Raw genomic sequence first — 23,828 nt, forward strand, 5'->3', positions numbered from 1 at the left:
CCCGATCCCCAGGAGTGAGCCCGGTGGGCATTGTCGTGCAGAAGTACGGCGGTTCGTCGCTCGCCGACGCCGACGCGATCAAGCGCGTCGCACGGCGCATCGTGGAGACCAAGAAGGAGGGCCACGACGTCGTCGTCGCGGTCTCGGCGATGGGCGACACCACCGACGAGCTGCTCGAGCTGGCGGCCGACGTGAGCCCGCTGCCGCCCGCCCGCGAGCTGGACGTGCTGCAGTCGGCCGGTGAGCGGATCTCGATGGCGCTCGTCGCCATGGCCATCTCCGACCTCGGCTTCACCGCCCGCTCCTTCACCGGCTCGCAGGCCGGCGTGATCACCGACGCCCAGCACGGCAAGGCCAAGATCATCGACGTCACGCCGGGGCGCGTCGTCCAGGCCATCGGCGAGGGCCACATCGTCATCGTGGCCGGCTTCCAGGGGGTCAGCCAGGACACCAAGGAGATCACCACCCTCGGGCGTGGCGGCTCCGACACCACCGCGGTCGCCCTGGCGGCCGCGCTCGACGCCGAGGTCTGCGAGATCTACACCGACGTGGACGGCGTCTTCACCGCCGACCCGCGCATCGTGCCCTCGGCGCGCAAGCTCGACGCGGTGACCTACGAGGAGATGCTCGAGCTGGCCGCCTGCGGCGCCAAGATCCTCCACCTGCGCTGCGTCGAGTACGCCCGGCGCTACGACATCCCGATCCACGTGCGGTCCTCGTTCAGCCACCTCGACGGCACCATCGTCCGCGGCTCGATCGACGACGACGACCACCAGCAGCAGGAGACGAGCATGGAAGCAGCCATCATCGCCGGCGTCGCGCACGACCGCAGCGAGGCCAAGATCACCGTCGTCGGCGTGCCCGACAAGGTCGGCGAGGCCGCCCGCATCTTCGCCGCGCTCGCCGAGGCGCAGATCAACCTCGACATGATCGTGCAGAACGTCTCGGCGGCGGCCACCAACCTCACCGACATCTCCTTCACGCTGCCGCGCAGCGACGGGCAGACGGCCATGTCGGCGCTCGCGAGCCTGCAGTCCCAGGTCGGGTTCGACTCGCTGCTCTACGACGACAAGATCGGCAAGGTCTCGCTCATCGGCGCCGGCATGCGCTCGCACCCGGGCGTCACCGCCAAGTTCTTCTCCGCCATCGCCGAGGCCGGGGTCAACATCGGCATGATCTCGACCTCCGAGATCCGCATCTCCGTCGTGGTCGACGAGGTCGACGTCGACGCCGCCGTCCGGGCCACCCACTCCGCCTTCGACCTCGACTCCACCGAGGTCGAGGCCGTCGTCTACGGGGGCACGGGCCGATGACGAGCATCGGTGTGGTCGGTGCCACCGGGCAGGTGGGCGTCGCGATGCGTCAGATCCTCGAGCAGCGCTCGTTCCCGGCCGACGAGGTGCGCTTCTTCGCCTCCGCCCGCTCGGCCGGCACCGTGCTGCCCTTCGCCGGTCGCGAGATCGTGGTCGAGGACGCCGCCACCGCCGACCCCGCGGGCCTCGACATCGCGCTGTTCTCGGCCGGGGCGTCGACGTCCCGCGCCCTCGCGCCCCGCTTCGCGGAGGCCGGGGCCACGGTCATCGACAACTCCTCCGCGTTCCGGCTCGACCCCGACGTCCCGCTCGTGGTCTCGGAGGTGAACCCCGGCGCCGTCGCCGAGGCGAGCAAGGGGATCATCGCCAACCCCAACTGCACCACGATGGCCGCGATGCCGGTGCTCAAGCCGCTGCACGACGAGGCCGGCCTGGTGCGGCTGATCGCCTCGACCTACCAGGCCGTGTCGGGCTCCGGCGTCGCCGGCGTCGACGAGCTGGCCGACCAGGTCGCCGCGGCCGGCGAGAAGGCCCGCGAGCTGGCCTACGACGGGCAGGCCGTGGCCTTCCCCGAGCCGGTGAAGTACGCCCGCACCATCGCCTACAACGTGCTGCCCCTGGCCGGCTCCATCGTCGACGACGGCACCGACGAGACCGACGAGGAGCAGAAGCTGCGCAACGAGTCGCGCAAGATCCTCGGCATCCCCGACCTGCGGGTCTCGGGCATCTGCGTGCGGGTGCCCGTCTTCACCGGCCACTCGCTCGCCATCAACGCCGAGTTCGAGCGGCCGCTGCCCGTGGCCCGCGCCCGCGAGCTGCTCACCGGCGCCCCGGGCGTCGAGCTGAGCGACATCCCGACGCCGCTGCAGGCCGCCGGCCAGGACGCCTCCTACGTCGGACGGCTGCGCCACGACCCGGGCGTGGACGACGAGCGCGGCCTCGCGCTGTTCCTCAGCAACGACAACCTGCGCAAGGGCGCGGCCCTCAACACCGTGCAGATCGCCGAGCTGCTGCTGCCGTAGGGCGGGCCCTGACTAGGCGTCGGACTCGACGAACGTCGTCGAGATCCACCAGCTGAGCAGGAACGTCAGCGCGGTGACGGTGGGGATGACCAGCACCATCCACCACGAGTCGAGCACGTCGACCAGGAACAGCAGCGCGACGACGGCCGTGCAGCCGACGGCCAGGAAGCTGGTGGAGCCCGGGTCGGGGATCGCGAAGAAGCGCAGCACCAGCGCGCCGGCGATCACGGTGAGCGCGAAGACGACGGCGAGGGCCGCCAGTCCGGGTGCGGCGCCGCACGACGACGTGCCGCGCACGGTCTCGCATCCCAGGAAGCCCAGCCACGTCAGCCCGATCATCACCAGGCCGACGACGACGCCGGCGGCCGCAGCGGCCGGGGCGCCGGTGAGCGGCGGCGCGGCCGGCTGCCGTGGCTCGGCGGGCGTGGGGGCGGGGTCCGGCTCGTCGTCGGTGCCGTGGTCTGTCCCGTGGTCGGTCGCGGTGTCGGTCGCGGTGTCGGTCGCGGTGTCGGCGACCTGCGTCGTGGACGACGCCCGCGCCGGCACCAGCCGCCGCAGCCGTGACGTGCGCGCCGGGGCGGCCTCCTCGACCGGCTCGGCGGCCGGCGTCGTGACGGTGGCCGCCGGGGCGTCGTGACCGGCGTCCTCGAAGGCCGGGGCGGGCGTCGCCTCGAGCTGCTCGGTGGGCTGGTCGTCGACGGTGGCCAGCGTCGCGGTGTCCGCCTCGCCGGCGACCGGCTCGGGCTCGGCGACCGGCTCAGGCTCGGCGACCGGTTCAGGGTCGGCGACGGGCTCGGGCTCGACGACCGGCTCGGGCTCGACGACCGGCTCGGGGTCGGCGACGGGCTCGGGCTCCGCGATCGGCTCGGGCTCGACGACGGGCTCCGGCTCGACGGCGTCGGGTGGCGGGGGAGCGGGCGTGGCCCTGGGCTTGCGACGGCGCCGTCCGAACAGCTTGGGGGGCTCCAGGCTCGGCCCCTCGGAGCGCTCGGAGTCGTCTGCCATGGGCGGCAGTCTGGCACGACGAGACCCCGGCCCGAAGGGATCGGTGCCGGGGTCTGACGGGAGTCGTGCTGGTCGGGCTGACAGGATTTGAACCTGCGGCCTCCTCGTCCCGAACGAGGCGCGCTACCAAGCTGCGCCACAGCCCGATGGGCACGACCGGGGGCCGTGCTCACCAGTCGGCGAGCATACCGGAGCGGCTGGAGCCGCCCGCAATCGGTATCGGCCCGGGTCAGCCGCGGGGGAGCAGCGTCAGCAGGGTCGCCTCGGGCCGGCAGGCCACCCGCACCTGGGTGTAGGGGTTGGTGCCCAGCCCGGCGCTGACGTGCAGCCACGCCGAGCCGGCGTCGCCGGGCCGGGAGCCGGCCGGATGACGGTGCAGTCCGCGCGCCCGGGAGGGGTCGAGGTCGCAGTTGGTCACCAGCGCGCGTCCGCCGCCGGGCCACGGCAGGCACACCTGGCCGCCGTGGGTGTGGCCGGCCACGACGGCGTCGTAGCCCTGCGCCACGAAGCGGTCGAGCACGCGCAGGTAGGGCGCGTGGGCGACGCCGAGGCGCAGGTCGGCGGCGGCATCGGCCGGGACGACGCTCTCGAGGTCGTCGTACTCCAGGTGCGGGTCGTCGACGCCGGCGAACGCGAGCACCAGGTCGCCCACCGTGAGCCGGCCGGCGGTGTTGGTCAGGTCGAGCCAGCCGGCGTCGGTGAACCGGCGCGACAGCTCGCGCCAGGGCAGCTGCGGCACGTGCACGTGGCGCCGGCCGTCGTCGGGCAACAGGTAGCGGAACGGGTTGCGCATCGACGGCTCGAAGTAGTCGTTCGAGCCGTGCACGAACACGCCCGGCAGGTCGAGCAGCGGCCCCAGCGCATCGACGACGTGGGGCACGGCGTCGCGGTGCGAGAGGTTGTCGCCGGTGTTGACCACGAGGTCCGGGCGCTCGTCGCGCGGCAGGTCGCGCAGGTCGCGCAGCCACGCCTGCTTGCGCCGCTGGCGGGGGGTGAGGTGCAGGTCGCTCAGGTGCAGCACCCGCAGCGGCGCGGCGCCGGGCGGGAGCGTGGTGACCGCGACCCGCCGCATCGTGTACTGCCGGGTCTCGCGGACGGCGTACGCCGCGGTCAGCAGGCCGGTCGCCACCAGCGGGCCGAGGGCGCGCGAGGTCAGCGCCGCGGTGCGCCTCACGCCCACGGCTGCACGAGCCCGGCGGGGAGCGCCAGGCCCGCCACGGCGGAGCCGGCTACGAGCAGCCGTCGTCCGTCGGCCCAGACCAGGCACAGCAGCGTCATGCCGACGGCGAGGAAGCCGAGCATCACGACGAAGAACCCCGCGAAGGAGCTCGTGGTGCCGGGGTCACTCGTGTAGCCCGGGTCGACCAGCGCCGCGACGGCGACCGCGAGAGGCACGCTCAGCAGCGCGTTGGCGACCGCGGCGACGACCACCGGCCACCACGCCGGACGGCGCGCGACGGCGGGGGAGGGTGCGGAAACCGACGGGCTGGGCACCGGCCCAGGCTGCCACAATGGCGGGCATGGCGACCCTCAAGGAGCAGCTGCGCACCGACCTCACCACCGCGATGAAGGCCCGTGACTCGCTGCGCTCCTCCACCCTGCGCATGGTGCTCACGGCCGTCACCACCGCCGAGGTCGCCGGCACCACCGCTCGCGAGCTGAGCGACCAGGAGGTGCTCGAGGTGCTGACCCGCGAGGCCAAGAAGCGGCGCGAGGCCGCCACCGCGTTCGAGGACGGCGGCCGCACCGAGAGCGCTGAGAAGGAGCGCGCCGAGGCCGAGGTGATCGCCGACTACCTGCCCGCGCAGCTCGGCTCCGACGAGATCGCCGCGATCGTCAGCGGTGCGATCGAGCAGACCGGCGCCGCCGACGAGGGCATGCGCGCCATGGGAAAGGTGATGGGCGTCGTCCAGCCGCAGGTCAAGGGCCGGGCCGACGGCGGCGCGGTCGCCGCCGAGGTGCGCCGTCAGCTCGGCGCGAGCTGACCGGACGCCGGATGATCAGGCACATCGTGCTGGTTCGGCCGCGCGCGGACGTCGCTCCGGAGGCATGGGCGAGCCTGATGGGACGACTCGACTCCGTGGTCGACGCGCTCCCCGGTGCGATGACCTTCCGGTCGGGGTCGAACGTGAGCCCGGAGGCGGGGATGGGCAAGGGGTACTCCGAGGCGTTCGTCGTCGACTTCCACGACGCCGCGGCCCGCGACGCCTACCTGGTCGACCCCGAGCACGTCCGCATCGGCGAGAGGCTCGTGCAGATGGCTCAGGACGGGCCCGAGGGGATCGTGGTCGTCGACCTGGAGATCGGCTCGTAGCCGCGCGTCAGGTTCGTGGGCCGCGTAGGTCGCCCCGTCGCAGGAACGCCCGGTCCGAGCTGCGTACCTCGCTGAGCGGGCCGGCGGCGCGCAGGACGACGTCGAGCACCCGGTCGGCGTCCGCGGCGTAGGAGCCGCTCGCCCACGCGGCGTTCGCCTCGACGACGCTCCACCTGCCGTCGCTGTCGAGACCGACGTCGACGACGATCGCCGACGGGAGCGTCGGGCCGACGTGCGCCAGGAGGTCGTCGGCGAACGCGAGCGCGTCGGGTGAGGCGGCCGCGACCTCGAGCCGGCCGTCCTGGGCGTACCGGCTGGCCGCGTGCACCCGGCCGTCGAGGACGTGGAGGCGGAACTCGGCGACGTAGGTGACGACGTCGCTGACGAGGACCCGGGTGCCGGCGTCGACGGCGTCCGCGCCCGGCAGGCGGGTCCCGTCGGTGTAGACCCTCGCCGCGATGCGCTTGTCGTTCGGGGTCTTGACGAAGACGGGCGACCGCAGCCGGTGCGCCTCGTGGAGGGTCATCGCCCGGATGTGCCGGTGCGTGAGGTCGCGGGGGAGCGTGGTCAGCCAGTCGAGGGGCGCCTCCAGCAGCCCGATCCGCAGGACGTCCGCGGTCGCGTCCGCGAAGGACGGGCCGGCGTGGAGGTACCGCGCGGCCGTCGTGGCGACGACGTGCGCGGGGACCTCGAACGTCGGGCACTGCAGGGTGGTGAGGCCGCGATCCTCGGCCGCCGCCGCGACCCGGCGCGCGGACCCGGTGAGCCGAGGTGGCAGGACCAGGATGCCGACTGCCCCTCGGCTGCTCACGGGCGAGCCGTCAGCGACGTCCGCCGCGCCCGTCGTTGCCCCGGTTGCCACCGCGCCCGGGACCGTTGGTCGACGGGGGCGCCTGTGGCACGTAGGGCGTCTCGACGCCGGCGCCCTCGACGGTGGAGGGGTAGACGAACCTCGTGTCGGGCAGCTCGTCCTGGAACGCCTTGAGCGCGTCGCCCCAGATGGGGGCGGCCAGCTGGGAGCCGGACGCCGTCGCCGGGACGCCGTTGATGACGACGTTGTCGAGGCCGATCGGGGTGCCGAAGTCGTTGGCGCCGGCGATCATCGCGGCGGCCGAGACGGTGGGCGTGTAGCCGACGAACCACACCGACGGCGACTGCGCCACGGTGCCGGTGGTGCCGGTCTTGCCGGCGGCATCGACCACCAGCCGCTCGTTGGAGGCGAAACCGCCCTCGATGACGCCCCGCAGCACATCGCTGACGGCGTCGGCGGTGCTCTCGGCCATCACCCGCGAGCAGCGTGGTTCGTACTGCTTGAGCACGTTGCCGTTGGCGTCCTCGATCGAGGAGATCGGCTGGGAGTCGCAGTGGATGCCGCGCGCGGCGAAGGTGGCGTAGGCCTCGGCCATCTCGAGGGCGCTCACGTCGGCGACACCGAGCGTGAAGTTCGGCACCCGCTCGGGCTGGATGATGAAGTTGCCCTCGGCGTCCTTGACGCCCTCGGGCGAGGTGAGCCGCACACCCATCGACTTGGCCAGGTTGTAGGGGTCGCACACCCCGGTCTCCTGCTCGAGGCGCAGGTAGAAGGTGTTCACCGAGTCGCGGGTGCCGGTGTAGAGGTTCTCGTAGCCGCCGTCGGTGGAGTTGCGCATCGGGAAGTCGGCCGTGCCGAAGCTCGGTGCCCCCGGGCAGTTCGCGTAGTCGCTGAAGTTGAAGGTGGTCTCGTTCGGCGAGTAGTAGGTCTCGTCGAGGGGCACGCCGTCCTCGATGGCCTGGGCGAGCACGAAGGCCTTGAACGTCGAGCCGGCCTGGAAGCCGTTGGAGTCGCCGTACTGGCTGGGCACGACGAAGTTGAGGAACGTCTCGCCCTTCTTGCGCTTGTCGCCGTAGGGCCGCGACTGCGAGATCGCCTTCACCTGGCCGGTGCCGGGCTCGACGATGGCGAGCGCCCCGATGGCGTCGTCGGTGGCGCGCACGTTTCCGCGCACGGCGCGGTCGGCGTCGTCCTGCCACTCCAGGTTCAGGTTGGTGCGGATCGTCAGGCCGCCGGTGTTGAGCAGCCGCTGACGCTCGGACTCGTTGTTGCCGAGCGAGCGGTCCTTGAGCAGGTACTCGAGCACGTAGCTGCAGTACAGCGGCGCGGTGCTGTTGAGGCAGCCGCGCGGCGAGGTCTGCGGCCGCAGCTTGAGCTTCTTGGCCTTCACCGCGTCGGCCCGCTTCTCGCTGATCACGTCGAGCTCGGCCATGCGGTCGAGGACGACGTCGCGGCGGGCGATGGCGCGGTCGGGGTGGTCGGTCGGGTCGAACGCGCTCGGGTTCTGCACCAGCCCGGCCAGCGTCGCCGACTGGTTCAGGTTCAGGCTGCTCGCGTTGACGTTGTAGTAGTGCCGCGCGGCGGCCTGGATGCCGTAGGCGCCGTCGCCGAAGTAGACGATGTTGAGGTAGCGCTCGAGGATCCAGTCCTTCGAGTGCTTCTTCTCCAGCGCGATCGCGTAGCGCAGCTCGTTGAACTTGCGCAGGTAGGTGTCGTCGGTGACCGCGGCGCGCTCGGCCTTGGTATTGGCCTGGTTGAGCAGGGTCTGCTTGACCAGCTGCTGGGTGATCGACGACCCGCCCTGGACGACGCCGCCCGAGCCGAGGTTGGTCACCAGCGCGCGCATCGTGCCCTTGACGTCGAGCGCGCCGTGCTCGTAGTAGCGGTAGTCCTCGATCGAGACGAGCGCCTTGACCAGCGTGCGCGAGACCTTGTCGAGCGAGACGTTGATGCGGTTCTCGTCGTAGACGTAGGTGATGAGGTTGCCGTCGGCGTCGTAGATGGCCGACTTCTCGCCCGGCACCTCGGTGTCGAGCTCCTTCGGGAGGTCGTCCATCGAGTCGGCGATGTTGTTGCTGGCGAAGCCGACGAGCCCGGCGAAGGGGATCGCCAGGCCGGCGACGACGACGCCGAGCACGGCGGAGACGGCGACCATGACCCCGAGATGGGTGATCACGGTCAGGGCGCGAGGGCGATCGGACCTGGGGCGTGACACGCCCGAAAGGGTACGTGAGCGGCCCTGGCGATCACGTATTCACGAGGTGCCGCGGGGCTGTCGAACGGGCACCGGTCGACCCCGACCCTAGGGGGGCCACCCGGGCCTAGTCATTTAGGACTAGGGGATTTGGGTCGTTCGTGCCTGGCACTGGTCTAGCCGACCTCCTTAACTTTCTCTTCGTAGAGAGGGGACAAGGTGGGCGTCATGGGGACGACCACTTCTCTCGGTTGACGATGTGGGGACATCACATGTGGGTTGAGGACTGGGCACCGCGCGCTGCTTGCAAGGGCGAGACGCCCGACAAGCTCTTCGTTCGGGGAGCAGAGCAGAACAAGGCGAAGGTGCTGTGCCAGGCGTGCCCGGTGCGCACCGAGTGCCTGGCCGAGGCGCTGGACAACCAGATCGAGTGGGGCGTCTGGGGTGGCATGACCGAGCGCGAGCGCCGGGCGCTGCTGCGCCGTCGTCCCGACGCCTCGTGGCGCGCCGTGCTGGAGAAGGCGCGCACCGCGCACGCTCCGGTGCCCGTCGCCGCCGGCGTCTGACCGACCGCCCGACCGCCGCCTCAGCGCGGCGGGGCCGTCGTCCCGCCGTCGCCGAGCAGCTCGCCGACACGGCGCAGGCCGTCGAGGTCGTGGACGTCGCTGGGCAGCGCCGGCACGACGACGCTCGGCACCTGCGGGTGCGTGGTCGCGAAGCGCTCGCGCAGGCGACGCTCGCGCTCGGCGAGCCGGGCGCGGTCGGCGTGCAGCCGCAGCAGCTCGGCGGTCGGTGACCGCGGGTCGCGCTTGCGCAGCCGGACGGCGGCCGCCACCGCCTCGTCGGCCGACAGGTCGCCGGCGGGCAGCGTCGCGGCGCGGTTGACCACGAGGCCGGCCAGCGGCATCGCGTCGTCGCTGAGCCGCTCGACGAAGTAGGCCGCCTCGCGCAGTGCGTCGTCCTCGGGTGCCGCCACGACCACGAACGCCGTGCCGCGGGCCTGCAGCAGTGCGTAGGTCTTCATCGCGCGCTGCCGGAAGCCGCCGAAGACGGTGTCGATGGCGGCCACGAACGTCTGCAGGTCACGCAGCACCTGCGCGCCCAGCACCTTGGTCAGGGCGCCGGTCACCAGACCGAACCCCGCCGTCACCAGCCGCGCCGGCCCGCGGGCCGGGGTGAGCATCAGCCGCACGAAGCGCCCGTCGAGGAAGCTCGAGAGCCGCTCGGGGGCGTCGAGGAAGTCGAGTGCCGAGCGCGACGGCGGCGTGTCGACCACGATGAGGTCGTAGCGGCCGTCGGGCCGCGAGGCGGTGTGCTCATCGGCGTGCAGCTGGCCGAGCTTCTCCATCGCCATGTACTCCTGGGTGCCGGCGAACGAGCTCGACAGCGCGACGTAGAACGGGTTCTCCAGGATCTGCTTCGCACGCTCCGGCGAGGCCTGGCTCTCGACCACCTCGTCGAAGGTGCGCTTCATGTCGAGCATCATCGCCTCGAGGCTGCCGCCCTCGGCGTCGTCGATGCCGGCCACGGGCCGCGGGGTGTTGTCGAGCTCGGCGATGCCCATCGCCTGCGCCAGCCGCCGTGCCGGGTCGATGGTGAGGACGACGACGTGACGGCCCCGCTCGGCCGCACGCAGCGCCAGCGCCGCGGCCGTGGTGGTCTTGCCGACGCCGCCGGAGCCGCAGCAGACCACGATCCCCACGGTGGGGTCGTCGAGCAGCGCGTCGACGTCGAACGACGCGGCCGGCCCCGACGAGGAGGACGTCGGCCCGACGCGCACCCGCCCGCCGCTCACGCCAGCCCCTGCCGGCGCAGCGCGCCCGCGAGCTCGTAGAGCGCGCCGAGGTCGACGCCGCCGGGCAGCCGCGGCAGCTCGTAGACCGGCACCCCGAGCTCGTCGACCCGGGCCCGCTGCGCGGCCTCGAGCTCGCGGCGCTCGGCGTGCTCGCGGCCCTCGTGCAGCAGGCCGGCGACGAGGGCGTCGTCCACGTCGAGGCCGCTCTCGGCGAGGTCGGCCACCAGCGTCTGCTCGTCGAGCGTGTCGACGCCGGCCGCGCCGACCGCCGCGCGGGCGAGGTCGCGCGAGCGCACCTGGTTGACGATCACGCCGCCCACGGGCAGCCGGGCGCCGCGCAGCTCGGCGATGCCGTCGGCGGTCTCCTGCACGGGCATCTCCTCCAGCACCGTGACCAGGTGCACCGCGGTGCGGGGCGAGCGGAACAGCGTCATCATCGTCTCGGACTGCGACTTGACCGGGCCCACCTTGGCCAGCCCGATCAGCTCGTCGCTGACGCCGAGGAACTGGGTGATGCGGCCGGTGGGCGGGGCGTCGAGCACGACGGCGTCGTAGTGGATGGCGCCCTTGTTGCGCCGGTTGCGCTCGACGGCCTCGAAGAGCTTGCCGGTGAGCAGCACGTCGCGCACGCCGGGGGCGATGGTGGTGGCGAACTCGATGACGCCGAACTTGTCGAGCGCGCGGCCGGCGCGGCCGAGCTTGTAGTAGAGCGCGAGGTACTCCAGCAGCGCCGACTCGGGGTCGATGTGCAGCGCGTGGACGACGCCCGGCCGGCCGGCGCCGTCGTCCGGGGGGAGGCCGGTGGCCAGGCGGCGCTCGGCGAACGGCAGCGGGTCGACGTCGAACATCCGGGCGATGCCCTGCCGGCCCTCGACCTCGCACAGCAGCACCGTGCGGCCCTCGTCGGCCAGCGCCAGCGCCAGCGCGGCGGCGACCGTCGACTTGCCCGTGCCGCCCTTGCCGGTCACCACGTGGAGCCGCACCCGGGGCCAGTCGCTCACGTCTCGAGCGTAGTGAGGCCACCGAAGTCGATCGGGTGAGGTCGGCGCGGACGGAGTCGACGAACGACGGGAGCACCACCACGCCGCAGGAGGGGAGAGCCGGCGGGCGGGAACCCTCGACCGACCGGTCTGGACCGCCGGGCGCCGCACTAGGGTGCGCGGCATGGACAAGGTGGTCAGCTCGGCGGCCGAGGCGGTCGCCGACATCCCGGACGGCGCCACGGTGGCGGTGGGTGGCTTCGGCCTGTGCGGCATCCCCTCGGTGCTCGTCGAGGCGCTGCTCGCGGCCGGCACGCGGGAGATCGAGGCGGTCTCGAACAATGCCGGGGTCGACGACTGGGGGCTGGGGCGGCTGCTGGCCGCGGGCCGGTTGCGGCGGATGGTGGCCTCCTACGTGGGGGAGAACAAGGAGTTCGCCCGCCAGTACCTCTCCGGCGAGCTCGAGGTCGAGCTGACCCCGCAGGGCACGCTGGCCGAGCGGATGCGCGCCGGCGGCAGCGGCATCGCGGCGTTCTACACCGCCACCGGCGGCGGCACCCAGGTCGCCCAGGGCGGGCTGCCCTGGCGCTACGACAGCGAGGGCAACGTGGTGGTGGCCTCGCCCCCGAAGGACACCCGGGTCTTCGAGACCCACGACGGCCCGAAGGAGTTCGTGCTCGAGGAGGCGATCGTGGCCGACTTCGGCCTGGTGCGCGCCTGGAAGGGCGACCGGCACGGCAACCTCGTCTACCGCGACTCCGCGCGCAACTTCAACCCGTTGGCCGCGATGTGCGGCCGGGTCACCGTGGCCGAGGTCGAGCACCTCGTGGAGCCCGGTGAGCTCGACCCGAACGAGGTCCACACCCCCGGCGTGTTCGTGCAGCGGGTTGTGGCGCTGACCCCTGAGCAGGCCGCCGAGAAGCGCATCGAGCGCGTCACCACCAGGAAGCGGGAGAACTGAGATGGCCTGGACCCGTGAGCAGATGGCCGCCCGGGCGGCCTCGGAGCTGTCCGACGGCTCCTACGTCAACCTCGGCATCGGGCTGCCGACGCTGGTGCCGAACTACGTCGCCGAGGACGTCGAGCTGGTGCTGCAGTCCGAGAACGGGATCCTCGGGGTGGGCGCCTACCCGTTCGAGGGCGAGGAGGACCCCGACCTGATCAACGCCGGCAAGGAGACCGTCACGCTGCGCCGCGGCGCCTCGTTCTTCGACTCGGCGATGTCGTTCGGGATGATCCGCGGCGGCAAGATCGACGCCGCCATCCTCGGCGCGATGCAGGTCAGCCGGGCCGGCGACATCGCGAACTGGATGATCCCCGGCAAGATGGTCAAGGGCATGGGCGGGGCGATGGACCTCGTCCACGGCGCCAAGCGGGTCATCGTGCTGATGGAGCACGTCGCGCGCGACGGCTCCTACAAGATCGTGAACGAGTGCTCGCTGCCCTACACCGGCCGCGGCGTCGTGCAGCGCATCATCACCGACCTCGCCGTCATCGACGTCGAGCCCGGTCCCGACGGCGGCCTGCGGCTCGTCGAGCTCGCCCCCGACGTCACCGCCGACGAGGTGCGCGCCAAGACCGAGCCCGCGCTGCTCGACTGACCCGCGGGCGGACCCCGCGCCGCCACGGACCCTGAGCCTGTCGAAGGGCACTACTCGTAGGTCTGCCTCGGCTCCTCGACCTCCACGACCTCCGCCGCCGTGATGGTCGGCGGGGTCGTGCCGTCGGTGCCCGTGCCGGAGGCGTAGGTGCCGGTCACCTTCACCCACTGGTCGCGCGGCGGGCGGACGGCGTCGTCCGACGGGTCGTCGACCTCGACCTGGTAGGCCATCGCGTCGGCGGCGCAGCAGCCGATGGTGAGCCGGCTGACGTACCACGCGCCGTCGCGGTCGTAGGAGACGAACCCGGTGAGGGCGACCTGCTGCCCGTCGAGCGTCTCGCCGCCGTCCTGGGCGCGCCAGATGAACTCGGTGACGTCGACGTCGACCACCTCGCCCTCCTCGAGCTGCGCGAGGTCGGCGGGCTTGGCCACCGGCGCGGTCTCGCCCGAGCGGCGCTCGGCCAGGTAGGAGCCGAGCTGGGGCGGGCTGATGACGAAGGTGACCAGGCCCGGCAGCACCAGCAGCCAGGTCACCAGCGGCAGTCCGCCGTGGCCGTGCCCGTCGTCGTCCGCGTGGTCGTGGCCGTCGTGGCCGTCGTGCGAGCTCGGCGGCGCGACGACCAGGCCCACGGCCAGGACGACGAGCAGCACCCCGCTGAGGAGGATCGGCCACTTCATCCACTCGGTCACGTAGCGCAGGTAGGCGTCGGTGAACGCCAGCCGCACCAGCACGGCGCCGAGGAAGGCCATCAGCAGGCCCTGGGTCGGTCGGGTCACAGCAGCCACCACCCCACGAGCGAGGCCGAGACGACGGCGGTGACCAGCACCACCGGCACGAACTGCCGCGCGAACGCCGTCCCGAACCGGCCGGCCTCCATCGAGGCGAGCTTGACGTCCATGGCCGGCCCGACGACGAGGAAGGCCAGCTTGGCGGTGGGGGAGAAGGCGGTGAAGCTGGCGGCGACGAAGGCGTCGGACTCCGAGCACAGCGCCACCAGGAACGCGAAGAGCGCCAGCGTGAGGACGCCGAGCACCGCCTGGCCGGCGACGGTGTCGACCACCTCGCGCGGCACGAAGGTGTTGATGCTGGCGGCGAGGATCGCGCCGAGCACCAGGAAGCCCGAGGCGTGCAGGAAGTCGTGCCGCACCGTCTGCACGAACCGGTCGCGCTTGGAGGCGTCGGGGTCGAGGGTGCCGCCGCGGTCGAGCATCGGCAGCCGGCCGGCGCGCGCGAGCACCCACCAGCCGACCGCGACCGCGGTGAGGAGCGAGGCCACGAACCGGGCCAGCACGAACATCGGCTCGCCCGGGAAGGCGACGGCCGTGGAGACGATGACCGCGGGGTTGATGGCCGGCGCGGCGAGCAGGAAGGTGAGAGCCACCGCGGGCGCGACGCCGCGCCGGATCAGGCTGCCGGCGATCGGGACGGCGGCGCACTCGCAGCCCGGCAGCCCGATGCCGGCCACGCCGGCCACCGGCACGCCGAGGGCCGGGTTGCGCGGCACGACCTTGCGCAGCACCTTCTCCGACAGCAGCGCGGTGATGACCGCCGAGAGCAGCACGCCCATGACCAGGAACGGCGTCGACTGGACGACGATGGCCACGAAGATCGTGCTCCACGTGGCCAGCGAGGGGTGGTCGAGCAGCGGCACGATCCAGCGGCCGCCGAGCAGCACGGCGAGGATCGCGATCGCGACCAGCTCGACCTGGCCGACGGGGGGCCGTCGGGTCGGCGTCCCGGAGCTCACGGGCGGGGTGCCTACGGGCGGGGTGCTCACGGCGGGGCCTCCGTCGCCGGGTCGGGGTGGTGCGTCGTCCAGGCGGTAGTGAACACCATGTTCATTATCAATGCGAGGGAACGGTGCGATCGTGGACGACGGCTCGTGCGCTCCCCCGGCCGCGCCCGCCGGGTAGCGTGGGTCCGAGCCGAGCGACAGGGACCACCTTGAACGACAGCACCGTCACCACGGGCAAGCCGGTGTCGCGGTCGACGCGGCAGAAGCGGGCCGTCGAGGCCGCGATGTCGGCCTCCGACGACTTCCGCACCGCCCAGGAGATCCACGAGGCGCTGCGCCGCGACGGCGAGTCCGTCGGCCTCGCCACGGTCTACCGCGCCCTGCAGACCCTGGCCGACCAGGGCCAGGTCGACGTGCTCAAGACCGACGGCGGCGAGGCGGTCTACCGCAGCTGCAGCCGCTCGCACCACCACCACCTCGTCTGCCGTCGCTGCGGCCGCACCGTCGAGATCGAGGGCCCGGCCGTCGAGCGGTGGGCCAGCGCGCAGGCCCGCGAGCACGGCTACGCCGACGTCAGCCACACCGTCGAGCTCTTCGGCACCTGCCCCGCCTGCCAGGCGGACGCCGCCGGCGACTGAGACCCGGACCGGGCGAGAGCATGGGCCACGGGCACGGCCACGGGCACGCCGCCGGACGCGCCGCCGACCGGCGACGGCTGCGCCGGGTGCTGGCGGTCACCGTCACGGTGATGGTGGTCGAGGTCGTGGGTGCCGTCGTCACCGGCTCGCTCGCGCTGCTGGCCGACGCCGCCCACATGGCCACCGACGCCGGCGCCGTCGTCCTCGCGCTGGGGGCGTCGTACGTCGCCTCGCTGCCGGCCGGACGCCGCTCGACCTTCGGCTACCACCGCGCCGAGGTGCTGGCCGCGCTGGTCAACGCCCTCGTGCTGCTCGGCGTGTGCGGCTACCTGGGCTGGGCCGGCATCTCGCGGCTCGGCGACCCGCCGGACGTCGACGCGCTGCCGATGGTGCTGTTCGCCTCGGTGGGCCTGCTGGCCAACGGCGTCTCGATGGTGCTGCTGCACCGTGGCCGCGAGGGCGAGGCCTCGCTCAACCTGCGTGGCGCCGCCAACGAGGTCTTCGCCGACCTGCTCGGCTCGGTGCTGGCGGTGCTCGCCGGCCTGGTCGTGCTGGCCACCGGCTGGCACGGCGCCGACCCCGTCGCGTCGCTCGTCATCGCGGTGATGATCCTGCCGCGGGCGCTGGTGCTGATGCGCGACGCCGCCGTCGTCCTGCTCGAGATCGCCCCGAACGGCCTCGACCTCGACGACGTCGTCCACCACCTGCGCCACGTCGACGGCGTCGTCGACGTGCACGACCTGCACGCCTGGACCATCACCAGCGGCATCCCCAGCCTCTCGGCCCACGTCACCGTCACCGACGAGGCCCTCGCCGCCCGCGGCGTCGGCGCCATCCTCGACGAGCTCTGCGCCTGCGTCGCCGCCCACTTCGACGTCGAGCACGCCACCTTCCAAGTGGAGCCCCGCTCCCACGAGGCCCACGAGAACCTCGGCGAGCTGCATTAGGCCCGGGGGTCTCGAGGCTCGTCGCCAGGGCTCCTCGCACCTCGACCATCGTGGGAGCGGGCTCTGACGATGGTCGAGGTGCGAGGCCGGCCACCGCCGAGCCTCGAGACCGCGCAAGGAGCACGCGAAACGCCACCCCACGGACCCTGAGCTCGTCGAAGGGCACCCACCACTCGCGCAAGGCCTTCGACAAGCCCAGGGTCCGGGTGACTGGGTCGGCGTCGGAGGGGAACCGTGCGCACGGACGGGCGCGGGGTCGGCGGTTCGTCGTGTCGTCCAAGCCCGACCTGCGGCGGATGTGGTCGGATCGGAGCATGCCGACCGACGACCAGCAGCTCGCCCGCGCCGCCGCCCTGGCCCAGAAGGCGGCCGAGACCGCCGAGCGGCTCAAGCCCGGCACGTGGGAGTCGGTGCAGGCGCTCGCCCTCGCCTCGATCGCGCTGCGCCTGAGCGCCGAGACCCCCGACCGCTGAGGTCGGATTGACGACCGCGACCGGCGCGGCGCTAGGTTGACGACATCCGGCTGTGCCCCGGGTCACAGCCGCGCCACCCCTGCGGCGGCCCGCGGCCGGCTGCCGGCCCACCGAGAGACCCGATGGCGGCGACCCCGCCCAGCGGGCCATAGACGAGGAGCCCTGTCGATGAACGCACCCCCCGATCCGGCCTCGAGCGCGTCGGGCTTCGGCCCCGACCTGGCGGAGGTCTTCGGACCCGGCCAGAGCGACGGCGGCCCCGAGCTGGTGCAGCTGCTGACCCCCGAGGGCGAGCGGGTCCACCACCCCGAGTTCGACCTCGACTTCAGCGAGGAGCAGCTGCGCGGCTTCTACCGCGACATGACGCTGGTGCGCCGCCTCGACGTCGAGGCCACCGCGCTGCAGCGCCACGGCGAGCTCGGCATCTGGGCCCAGCTGCTCGGCCAGGAGGCCGCCCAGGTGGGCGCCGGCCGCGCGCTCCGCCCGCAGGACTTCGTCTTCCCGACCTACCGCGAGCACGGCGTCGCGTGGTGCCGCGGCCTCGACCCGCTCAAGCTGCTCGGCCTGTTCCGCGGCGTCGACCACGGCAACTGGAACCCTGCCGACGTCAACTTCGGGCTCTACACGATCGTCATCGGCGCCCAGACGCTGCACGCCACCGGCTACGCCATGGGCATCCAGCGCGACGGCGACGTCGGCACCGGCGACGCCGAGCGCGACGCCGCCGTCCTCGCCCACTTCGGCGACGGCGCCAGCAGCCAGGGCGACGTCAACGAGGCCTTCATCTTCGCCGCGTCCTACAACGCGCCGGTCGTCTTCTTCTGCCAGAACAACCAGTGGGCGATCTCCGAGCCCATCGAGCGCCAGACGCGCATCCCGCTCTACCAGCGCGCGCTCGGCTTCGGCTTCCCCGGCGTGCGCGTCGACGGCAACGACGCGCTGGCCACCTACGCCGTCACCCGCGCGGCGCTGCAGCGGGCCCGCGACGGGCAGGGCCCCACCTTCGTGGAGGCCTACACCTACCGGATGGGCGCCCACACGACCACCGACGACCCCACCCGCTACCGGCTCTCCGACGACGTCGAGAGCTGGAAGCTGAAGGACCCGATCGCCCGCGTCGAGGCCTACCTGCGGCGCAACGGCCTGGTCGACGACACCTTCATCGCCGACGTCGCCGCCGAGGCCGACGACCTCGGCCACACGCTGCGCGAGGGCTGCAAGGCCATGCCCGACCCCAGGCCGATGGCGATGTTCGACCACGTCTACGCCGAGGAGACCCCCGAGCTCGCCGCCCAGCGCGAGGGCTTCGCGGCCTACCTCGACTCGTTCGAGGGGAGCCACGCATGAGCACCCAGACCACCCAGCGGATCACCCTGGCCAAGGGCCTCAACCTCGGCCTGCGCAAGGCCATGGAGGACGACCCGAAGGTCCTGCTCATGGGCGAGGACGTCGGCAAGCTCGGCGGCGTCTTCCGCATCACCGACGGTCTGCAGAAGGACTTCGGCGAGGACCGCGTCATCGACTCCCCGCTCGCCGAGTCGGGCATCGTCGGCACCGCGGTCGGCATGGCGATGCGCGGCTACCGCCCGGTCGTCGAGATCCAGTTCGACGGCTTCGTCTACCCCGCCTACGACCAGATCGTCTGCCAGGTCGCGAAGATCCACTACCGCAGCCAGGGCCGGGTGAAGATGCCGATCGTCATCCGCATCCCGTTCGGCGGCGGCATCGGTGCGGTCGAGCACCACAGCGAGTCGCCCGAGGCGCAGTTCGCCCACACCCCGGGCCTGAAGGTCGTCGCCTGCTCCAACCCGGTCGACGGTTACTGGATGATCCAGCAGGCCATCGCGTGCGACGACCCGGTGATCTTCCTCGAGCCCAAGCGGCAGTACCACGCCGACAAGGCCGAGCTCGACGAGTCCGCGACGCCCGAGCCGCTGTTCAGCAGCCGGCTGGTGCGCCGCGGCACCGACGCCACCGTGCTCGCCTACGGCCCCACGGTGAAGACCGCGATGGCGGCTGCCGAGGCCGCGGGCACCGAGGGCCGCAGCCTCGAGGTCATCGACCTGCGCACCCTCTCGCCGCTCGACATGGCCCCGGTCTACGACTCCGTGCGCCGCACCGGCCGGGCGGTCGTCGTCCACGAGGCGCACGCCAACCTCGGCCTGGGCTCCGAGGTGGCCGCGCGCATCACCGAGGAGTGCTTCTACTCCCTCGAGGCGCCGGTGCTGCGGGTCGGTGGGTTCGACACCCCCTACCCGGCCTCGCGCATCGAGGAGGACTTCCTGCCCGACCTCGACCGCGTCCTCGACGCCGTCGACCGCACCCTGGCCTTCTAGGAGACCCACCAGCCATGCCGGAGTACCTGCTGCCCGACGTCGGCGAGGGCCTCACCGAGGCCGAGATCGTCACCTGGAAGGTGAAGGTCGGCGACACCGTCGCCATCAACGACATCGTCGTCGAGATCGAGACCGCCAAGTCACTGGTCGAGCTGCCCTCGCCGTTCGCCGGCGAGGTCACCGCCATCCTCGTGCCCGAGGGCGAGATGATCCCGGTCGGCACCCCGATCATCGCCATCGGGGACGCCGCGACGACGCCCACCGAGGACCCCACGCCGCCCGACGTCCAGCCGGCCGAGATGACCATCGACCTCTCCAACCCCGCCGCGAGCGGCGGCGGCGAGGGCGAGAGCCTGGTCGGACGCAACAAGGCCGACCGCGGTCCGGTGCGCCGCGCGCGCAAGGTGGCCAGCGGCACCGTCGCCACGCACATGCAGACCCAGGCGGCCTTCGAGTCGGCCTCCTCGCCGATGGTCGAGGCGGCCGACCTCGAGGACGCCGTCCCGGCGACGTCCGCGCCGGTCGAGACGGCCGAGCCCGAGCCGGCCCGCGGGTCGGCGCGGGTGCTGGCCAAGCCGCCGGTGCGCAAGCTCGCCAAGGACCTCGGCGTCGACCTCGCCACCCTCACGCCCAGCGGCCCGGACGGCACCGTCACGCGGGCCGACGTCGAGAGCGCGTCGGCGTCGTCCGGCCCTTCGACGGGCTCGGGGTCCGTGGTCGCGCCGTCGTCCGCCCGCACGGGCGAGCGCGAGACCCGCGAGCCGATCAAGGGCGTGCGCAAGATGATGGCCGGCGCGATGGTCGACTCGGCCTTCACCGCGCCCCACGTCACCGAGTGGGTCACCGTCGACGCCACCGCCACGGTCGAGCTGGTCGAGCGGCTCAAGGCCCGCCGCGAGCTGCGCGCCGTGCGCGTCAGCCCGCTGCTGGTGCTGGCCAAGGCGGTGCTGCTCGCCGTCCGCCGCACGCCCGAGATCAACTCCTACTGGGACGAGGCGGCCCAGCAGGTCGTGCTCAAGCACTACGTCAACCTCGGCATCGCCGCGGCCACGCCGCGCGGGCTCGTGGTGCCCAACGTCAAGGACGCCGACGGGCTCTCGCTGGTCGAGCTGGCACAGTCGCTGGCCGAGCTGACCTCGGTGGCGCGCGAGGGGCGCACGCAGCCCGCCGACATGGCCGGCGGCACCTTCACCATCACCAACGTGGGCGTCTTCGGTGTCGACGCCGGCACCCCGATCATCAACCCGGGCGAGTCGGCCATCCTGTGCTTCGGCGCCATCCGCAAGCAGCCGTGGGTGGTCACGAAGGACGGCGTCGACGAGATCGCGGTGCGCCACGTGACGACGCTGGCGCTGAGCTTCGACCACCGGCACATCGACGGCGAGAAGGGCTCGCGGTTCCTGGCCGACGTCGCCGGCATCCTGAACGACCCGGGCTCGGCGCTGCTGTTCTGACGCCGCCGTCCGGACGGGCCCGGGGGCCCGCCCGCGAGAACCACGGATTCCGGGGTCGCCGCGCTTTGGGGCGGCCCCGGACGGGTAAGTAGGCTCCGTGTCGATGACCACGGGAGCCGGCGCCACTCCCGAGCCCGGAGGCGAGCTCGGTCCGTTCCGCCTCGGCAAGCGCCTCGGCATCGGCGGCATGGGCATCGTCTTCCAGGCGCTCGACACCCAGCTCAACCGCCAGGTCGCGCTGAAGATCATCACGCCGCACATCGGCGAGGACCCCGGCTTCCGCGCCCGGTTCACCCGGGAGGCGCAGGCGCAGGCCTCCCTCGACTCGCCGCACGTCGTGCAGGTCTACTCCTTCGGCGAGGCCGACGGCCGGCTCTACATCGCCACCCAGCTCATCCCCGACGGCGACCTCGGCCAGATGCTGCACCGCCACGGCCGCCCGCCCGTGCGCGTCGGGGTGAACCTCATCTCGCAGATCGCCGACGGCCTCGCCGTCGCCCACCAGGCCGGGCTCATCCACCGCGACATCAAGCCGGCCAACGTGCTGCTGCGCCGCCGTGACAACGAGCTGCACGCCTACCTCGGCGACTTCGGCATCGCCCGCCACGTCAGCGGCGGCCAGCAGCTCACGCAGGTCGGCGGCACCGTCGGCACGCCCAGCTACATGGCGCCCGAGCTGCACACCGGCGGGCAGGCCGGGCCGGCGTCCGACATCTACTCCCTCGGCTGCCTGCTGTGGGCCTCGCTCAGCGGGCACGCCCCCTACTCGGGCACCAGCGACTACCAGGTCGTGCGCGGCCACCTCGAGGCGCCGGTGCCGCAGCTGGCCGAGACCGGCCCGCTCGCCTCCGAGATCAACCGCGCGCTGCGCTCGGCCATGGCCAAGGACCCCGCCGACCGCTACCCGACGGTCGCCACGATGCGCGACGACCTGCGCCGCATCGCCCGGCTGCCCGACGACCCGCAGCCGATCCGGCTGCCGGACGACTCCGCGCCGCTGACGCCGCCCACGCAGCACCAGCAGCACCTGGTGACCCCGCGCACCCCCACGCCGACGCCCACCCCGACGCCGGGCCCCACGGGCGGCCCGCCGGCGCCGCCGTTCATGCCGACGCCGACGCCCACGCCGCAGTTCGCCACGCAGCCGTTCGCCCCGTCGCGCGGGTCGTCGTCCGGTGGTGGACGGCGGGGGCTGCTGATCGCGCTGGCGGTGGCGCTCGTCGTCGCCGTGGCCGCGACGGTCACGATCCTGCTGCTCGCCGGCGGTGACGACGACACCTCGGCCGACCCCACCGAGACGACCGACACCACCAGCGAGAGCACCGACCCGACCGGGCCCACCGACCCGACCGACCCGACGGTGCCGAGCCCGCCGACGCCGCCCACCAGCGACCCGATCGAGCCGACGCCGTCCGAGTCCACCGGCACCAACCGCCCCACCGGCGGCAACCGCGAGAAGCGGGCCGTCGACAGCCTGGCGGCGTTCTTCGGCGAGCAGTCGGGCATCGACCCGCCGATCGCGCAGTGCATCGGCGAGGGCCTCGTCGAGGAGTACGGCGTCGACGGTCTCGTCGACATCGGCGTCCTCAACGACGAGCTCGAGTTCCAGCCCACCGCCGAGGCGGCGAGCAGCGACTTCATCGACAAGGTCTACGACGTCTCGTTCACCTGCGGCGCCGAGTCCGTCGGCGCCGGCTGAGGTCCGCTGACGGCGGAACCGCTTGCGCCCCGGCGCGGCGGGCGGTTCGGTGAGCCCATGCGACTCCTCGTGCTGGGCGGCACCGCGTTCCTGTCCCGGGCCACCGCGGCCGAGGCGGTGCGGCGCGGCCACGACGTCGTGTGCGCCTGCCGCGGCGAGACCGGCACGGTGCCCGATGGCGCCACGCTCGTGCGGTGGGACCGCGCCGCCCACGCCGAGCCGCCCGACGGGCTCCGCGGCGAGCGGTTCGACGCCGTCGTCGACGTCGCGCGGCACCCCAGCTGGGTGCGCCACGCGGTGGCGGCGTTCCCCGGCGCGCACTGGGTCTTCGTCTCGACCGTCAACGTCTACGACGACGAGTCGACGCCCGGGCTGCGGCCCGACACCTCGACGCTCGTGGACGCCGTCCACACCGACGAGGACCTCGCGACCGGCCCCGAGCAGTACGGCCCCATGAAGGTGGGCTGCGAGGAGGCGGTGACGGCGGGGGCGGCGTCGTCGGTGCTGGTGCGGCCGGGCCTCATCGTGGGGCCGGGCGACCCGACGTCGCGCTACGGCTACTGGCCCGAGCGGCTGGCCGAGGGCGGCGAGGCGCTCGCCGGTGGCGAGCCCGGTGACAGCACGCAGGTCATCGACGTCCGCGACCTCGCCGCCTGGTTGGTGCTGCTCGCCGAGCGGCGCACCCCCGGCGCCTTCGACGGCGTCGGACCGACGACCACGACCGGTCGGCTGCTCGACGAGACCGCGGCGGGGGTCGGCTCGACCGCCGCGCTGACCTGGGTGCCCGGCGCGTTCCTGACCGAGCAGGGCGTCGAGCCGTGGATGGGCGACAGTGCCCTGCCGATGTGGCTGCCCCGGCCGGAGTACGACGGGATGACGGCCCGCGACGCGTCGCCGTCGCTCGACGCCGGGCTCGTCGTCAGGCCCGTCGCCGAGACCGCCCGCGACACCCTCGCCTGGCTGCGTGAGCGCCCCGAGGTGCGGCGCACCGGCCTCTCGCGCGAGCACGAGCAGCAGGTGCTGGCTGCGTGGCACGGGCGCTCGGGTTAGCGTCGAGGGGTGAGGGCCCCGCACCAGAACGTGGCGACCGTCCTGGTCGACCCGCGCGGTCTGCGCGACCTCGAGCTCGACCTGATGGCGCTCGACCTGTGGGTCTGGCCGGTCGCCACCGCCCCGATCTGCCTCGACGGCCCGCGCCGCGCCTTCCAGATCCGGCGCCGCCTGGTCGAGTCGCACCGCGGCGCCTGGGACCTCGCCCGCGACTGGACGCCGGTCTGGATCGCCTTCGGCGCCACCTGGTACCGCGGCGCCGACCCGCTGCCCTGGGCCGCCCACGCCGCCCTCTGGCGCGCGCTCGCCGACCACGCCGACCACGTCCGCTTCCGCAAGCGCCTCGGCGGCGTCGAACCCCTCCAGGCCGCCTCCGAGCAGACCTGACCGCTCAGACCCGAGCCCGTCGGGACGTGCGTCCGCGTGGGCGGTGAGGGGTCTCGAGGCTCGGCCGTGGCCGG

Annotated in this window: 25 protein-coding genes and 1 tRNA gene; 16 read left to right on the plus strand and 10 right to left on the minus strand. The window is 73.2% G+C overall.

Annotated elements, in window-relative coordinates:
• The first annotated feature begins 23 nt into the window (after nt 1–23).
• Entirely contained in the window at nt 24–1,313 is a 1,290-nt protein-coding gene (locus ABEA04_RS03130; protein ID WP_345454426.1) for an aspartate kinase, read from the plus strand.
• The gene (locus ABEA04_RS03135) at nt 1,310–2,335 is read left to right on the plus strand and encodes an aspartate-semialdehyde dehydrogenase (RefSeq protein ID WP_345454427.1); all 1,026 of its coding nucleotides are present in this window, start codon (nt 1,310–1,312) and stop codon (nt 2,333–2,335) included. Before ABEA04_RS03130 ends, ABEA04_RS03135 begins: the two co-directional genes overlap by 4 nt.
• Before the next feature lie 12 nt (nt 2,336–2,347).
• On the opposite strand, the gene ABEA04_RS03140 is transcribed toward ABEA04_RS03135, so the two are convergent.
• From ABEA04_RS03140 to ABEA04_RS03155, 4 genes are all read right to left on the minus strand, one after another.
• Nucleotides 2,348–3,340 carry a hypothetical protein gene (locus ABEA04_RS03140; protein ID WP_345454428.1) on the minus strand — a complete coding sequence of 331 codons (993 nt, stop codon included), beginning with the start codon at nt 3,338–3,340 and terminating at the stop codon, nt 2,348–2,350.
• A 69-nt stretch (nt 3,341–3,409) separates the two neighbouring features.
• Nucleotides 3,410–3,486 (minus strand) — tRNA-Pro (locus ABEA04_RS03145).
• An 83-nt stretch (nt 3,487–3,569) separates the two neighbouring features.
• Nucleotides 3,570–4,520, minus strand: coding sequence for a metallophosphoesterase (locus ABEA04_RS03150; protein WP_425576978.1), 951 nt, complete (start codon nt 4,518–4,520; stop codon nt 3,570–3,572).
• Complete coding sequence (locus ABEA04_RS03155) at nt 4,511–4,834, minus strand: hypothetical protein (RefSeq protein ID WP_345454430.1); 324 nt, start codon at nt 4,832–4,834, stop codon at nt 4,511–4,513. The genes ABEA04_RS03150 and ABEA04_RS03155 overlap by 10 nt, the downstream gene beginning before the upstream one ends.
• 26 nt (nt 4,835–4,860) lie before the next feature.
• On the opposite strand from ABEA04_RS03155, the gene ABEA04_RS03160 reads away from it, so the two are divergent.
• Together ABEA04_RS03160 and ABEA04_RS03165 are read left to right on the plus strand one after the other, a co-directional pair.
• The gene (locus ABEA04_RS03160) at nt 4,861–5,325 is read left to right on the plus strand and encodes a GatB/YqeY domain-containing protein (protein WP_345454431.1); all 465 of its coding nucleotides are present in this window, start codon (nt 4,861–4,863) and stop codon (nt 5,323–5,325) included.
• Between the two features lie 11 nt (nt 5,326–5,336).
• Nucleotides 5,337–5,654: a Dabb family protein gene (locus tag ABEA04_RS03165; RefSeq protein ID WP_345454432.1), complete on the plus strand. Its 318-nt coding sequence runs from the start codon at nt 5,337–5,339 to the stop codon at nt 5,652–5,654.
• 7 nt (nt 5,655–5,661) lie between these two features.
• Here the strand turns inward: ABEA04_RS03165 and ABEA04_RS03170 are convergent, their stop codons facing one another.
• A complete protein-coding gene (locus ABEA04_RS03170; RefSeq protein ID WP_345454433.1) occupies nt 5,662–6,465 on the minus strand; it encodes an ATP-grasp domain-containing protein in 804 nt (267 codons plus the stop codon).
• Nucleotides 6,466–6,475: 10 nt separating this feature from the next.
• Nucleotides 6,476–8,620 (minus strand): transglycosylase domain-containing protein, encoded by a 2,145-nt coding sequence (locus ABEA04_RS03175; RefSeq protein ID WP_345454435.1) that lies wholly within the window; start codon nt 8,618–8,620, stop codon nt 6,476–6,478.
• Nucleotides 8,621–8,931: 311 nt separating this feature from the next.
• Between ABEA04_RS03175 and ABEA04_RS03180 the strand changes: the two genes are divergently transcribed.
• Nucleotides 8,932–9,225 (plus strand): WhiB family transcriptional regulator, encoded by a 294-nt coding sequence (locus tag ABEA04_RS03180; protein ID WP_345454437.1) that lies wholly within the window; start codon nt 8,932–8,934, stop codon nt 9,223–9,225.
• Between the two features lie 20 nt (nt 9,226–9,245).
• Here ABEA04_RS03180 and bagB read toward each other — a convergent pair whose 3' ends face one another.
• Both bagB and bagA read right to left on the minus strand, forming a co-directional pair.
• On the minus strand, nt 9,246–10,454 hold the full coding sequence (bagB, locus tag ABEA04_RS03185) for an ArsA family ATPase (RefSeq protein ID WP_345454439.1): 1,209 nt from the start codon (nt 10,452–10,454) through the stop codon (nt 9,246–9,248).
• Entirely contained in the window at nt 10,451–11,455 is a 1,005-nt protein-coding gene (gene bagA / locus ABEA04_RS03190) for an ATPase BagA (protein WP_345454441.1), read from the minus strand. Before bagA ends, bagB begins: the two co-directional genes overlap by 4 nt.
• A 163-nt stretch (nt 11,456–11,618) precedes the next feature.
• Here bagA and ABEA04_RS03195 point away from each other — a divergent pair, with 163 nt between their 5' ends.
• Both ABEA04_RS03195 and ABEA04_RS03200 read left to right on the plus strand, forming a co-directional pair.
• The gene (locus tag ABEA04_RS03195) at nt 11,619–12,395 is read left to right on the plus strand and encodes a CoA transferase subunit A (protein ID WP_345454443.1); all 777 of its coding nucleotides are present in this window, start codon (nt 11,619–11,621) and stop codon (nt 12,393–12,395) included.
• Between the two features lies 1 nt (nt 12,396).
• The gene (locus ABEA04_RS03200; protein ID WP_345454445.1) at nt 12,397–13,035 is read left to right on the plus strand and encodes a CoA transferase subunit B; all 639 of its coding nucleotides are present in this window, start codon (nt 12,397–12,399) and stop codon (nt 13,033–13,035) included.
• Between the two features lie 50 nt (nt 13,036–13,085).
• Here ABEA04_RS03200 and ABEA04_RS03205 read toward each other — a convergent pair whose 3' ends face one another.
• Nucleotides 13,086–13,811: a TIGR03943 family putative permease subunit gene (locus ABEA04_RS03205; RefSeq protein WP_345454447.1), complete on the minus strand. Its 726-nt coding sequence runs from the start codon at nt 13,809–13,811 to the stop codon at nt 13,086–13,088.
• Nucleotides 13,808–14,782 (minus strand): permease, encoded by a 975-nt coding sequence (locus tag ABEA04_RS03210; protein ID WP_345454449.1) that lies wholly within the window; start codon nt 14,780–14,782, stop codon nt 13,808–13,810. The genes ABEA04_RS03205 and ABEA04_RS03210 overlap by 4 nt, the downstream gene beginning before the upstream one ends.
• Nucleotides 14,783–14,979: 197 nt before the next feature.
• Here ABEA04_RS03210 and ABEA04_RS03215 point away from each other — a divergent pair, with 197 nt between their 5' ends.
• The 9 genes from ABEA04_RS03215 to ABEA04_RS03255 all read left to right on the plus strand — a co-directional run bounded on the left by ABEA04_RS03215 (nt 14,980) and on the right by ABEA04_RS03255 (nt 23,754).
• Entirely contained in the window at nt 14,980–15,408 is a 429-nt protein-coding gene (locus ABEA04_RS03215) for a Fur family transcriptional regulator (RefSeq protein WP_345454453.1), read from the plus strand.
• Between the two features lie 20 nt (nt 15,409–15,428).
• A complete protein-coding gene (locus ABEA04_RS03220) occupies nt 15,429–16,355 on the plus strand; it encodes a cation diffusion facilitator family transporter (protein WP_345454455.1) in 927 nt (308 codons plus the stop codon).
• 314 nt (nt 16,356–16,669) lie between these two features.
• The gene (locus tag ABEA04_RS03225; protein ID WP_345454457.1) at nt 16,670–16,828 is read left to right on the plus strand and encodes a hypothetical protein; all 159 of its coding nucleotides are present in this window, start codon (nt 16,670–16,672) and stop codon (nt 16,826–16,828) included.
• A 168-nt stretch (nt 16,829–16,996) separates the two neighbouring features.
• The gene (gene pdhA, locus ABEA04_RS03230) at nt 16,997–18,175 is read left to right on the plus strand and encodes a pyruvate dehydrogenase (acetyl-transferring) E1 component subunit alpha (protein WP_345454459.1); all 1,179 of its coding nucleotides are present in this window, start codon (nt 16,997–16,999) and stop codon (nt 18,173–18,175) included.
• The gene (locus ABEA04_RS03235) at nt 18,172–19,164 is read left to right on the plus strand and encodes an alpha-ketoacid dehydrogenase subunit beta (RefSeq protein ID WP_345454461.1); all 993 of its coding nucleotides are present in this window, start codon (nt 18,172–18,174) and stop codon (nt 19,162–19,164) included. The genes pdhA and ABEA04_RS03235 overlap by 4 nt, the downstream gene beginning before the upstream one ends.
• Before the next feature lie 14 nt (nt 19,165–19,178).
• Nucleotides 19,179–20,618, plus strand: a complete 1,440-nt coding sequence (locus ABEA04_RS03240; protein ID WP_345454463.1) for a dihydrolipoamide acetyltransferase family protein — start codon at nt 19,179–19,181, stop codon at nt 20,616–20,618.
• Between the two features lie 103 nt (nt 20,619–20,721).
• Nucleotides 20,722–22,317, plus strand: coding sequence for a serine/threonine-protein kinase (locus ABEA04_RS03245; protein ID WP_345454464.1), 1,596 nt, complete (start codon nt 20,722–20,724; stop codon nt 22,315–22,317).
• 57 nt (nt 22,318–22,374) lie between these two features.
• The gene (locus ABEA04_RS03250) at nt 22,375–23,367 is read left to right on the plus strand and encodes a Rossmann-fold NAD(P)-binding domain-containing protein (RefSeq protein ID WP_345454465.1); all 993 of its coding nucleotides are present in this window, start codon (nt 22,375–22,377) and stop codon (nt 23,365–23,367) included.
• A gap of 9 nt (nt 23,368–23,376) precedes the next feature.
• Nucleotides 23,377–23,754: a hypothetical protein gene (locus ABEA04_RS03255; protein WP_345454467.1), complete on the plus strand. Its 378-nt coding sequence runs from the start codon at nt 23,377–23,379 to the stop codon at nt 23,752–23,754.
• Nucleotides 23,755–23,828: the final 74 nt, after the last annotated feature.

It is taken from the genome of Nocardioides marinquilinus, assembly GCF_039543705.1.
GTDB classification, from domain to species: Bacteria; Actinomycetota; Actinomycetes; order Propionibacteriales; family Nocardioidaceae; genus Nocardioides; species Nocardioides marinquilinus.

What these genes read in the sequence shown, in the direction of transcription:
- ABEA04_RS03135 (WP_345454427.1), top strand. Translation starts at nt 1,310, where the DNA reads ATGACGAGCATCGGTGTGGTCGGTGCCACCGGGCAGGTGGGCGTCGCG.
- ABEA04_RS03140 (WP_345454428.1), bottom strand. Translation starts at nt 3,340, where the DNA reads ATGGCAGACGACTCCGAGCGCTCCGAGGGGCCGAGCCTGGAGCCCCCC.
- ABEA04_RS03160 (WP_345454431.1), top strand. Translation starts at nt 4,861, where the DNA reads ATGGCGACCCTCAAGGAGCAGCTGCGCACCGACCTCACCACCGCGATG.
- ABEA04_RS03165 (WP_345454432.1), top strand. Translation starts at nt 5,337, where the DNA reads ATGATCAGGCACATCGTGCTGGTTCGGCCGCGCGCGGACGTCGCTCCG.
- ABEA04_RS03175 (WP_345454435.1), bottom strand. Translation starts at nt 8,620, where the DNA reads ATGGTCGCCGTCTCCGCCGTGCTCGGCGTCGTCGTCGCCGGCCTGGCG.
- ABEA04_RS03180 (WP_345454437.1), top strand. Translation starts at nt 8,932, where the DNA reads ATGTGGGTTGAGGACTGGGCACCGCGCGCTGCTTGCAAGGGCGAGACG.
- ABEA04_RS03195 (WP_345454443.1), top strand. Translation starts at nt 11,619, where the DNA reads ATGGACAAGGTGGTCAGCTCGGCGGCCGAGGCGGTCGCCGACATCCCG.
- ABEA04_RS03200 (WP_345454445.1), top strand. Translation starts at nt 12,397, where the DNA reads ATGGCCTGGACCCGTGAGCAGATGGCCGCCCGGGCGGCCTCGGAGCTG.
- ABEA04_RS03220 (WP_345454455.1), top strand. Translation starts at nt 15,429, where the DNA reads ATGGGCCACGGGCACGGCCACGGGCACGCCGCCGGACGCGCCGCCGAC.
- ABEA04_RS03225 (WP_345454457.1), top strand. Translation starts at nt 16,670, where the DNA reads ATGCCGACCGACGACCAGCAGCTCGCCCGCGCCGCCGCCCTGGCCCAG.
- pdhA (WP_345454459.1), top strand. Translation starts at nt 16,997, where the DNA reads ATGAACGCACCCCCCGATCCGGCCTCGAGCGCGTCGGGCTTCGGCCCC.
- ABEA04_RS03235 (WP_345454461.1), top strand. Translation starts at nt 18,172, where the DNA reads ATGAGCACCCAGACCACCCAGCGGATCACCCTGGCCAAGGGCCTCAAC.
- ABEA04_RS03240 (WP_345454463.1), top strand. Translation starts at nt 19,179, where the DNA reads ATGCCGGAGTACCTGCTGCCCGACGTCGGCGAGGGCCTCACCGAGGCC.
- ABEA04_RS03245 (WP_345454464.1), top strand. Translation starts at nt 20,722, where the DNA reads ATGACCACGGGAGCCGGCGCCACTCCCGAGCCCGGAGGCGAGCTCGGT.
- ABEA04_RS03250 (WP_345454465.1), top strand. Translation starts at nt 22,375, where the DNA reads ATGCGACTCCTCGTGCTGGGCGGCACCGCGTTCCTGTCCCGGGCCACC.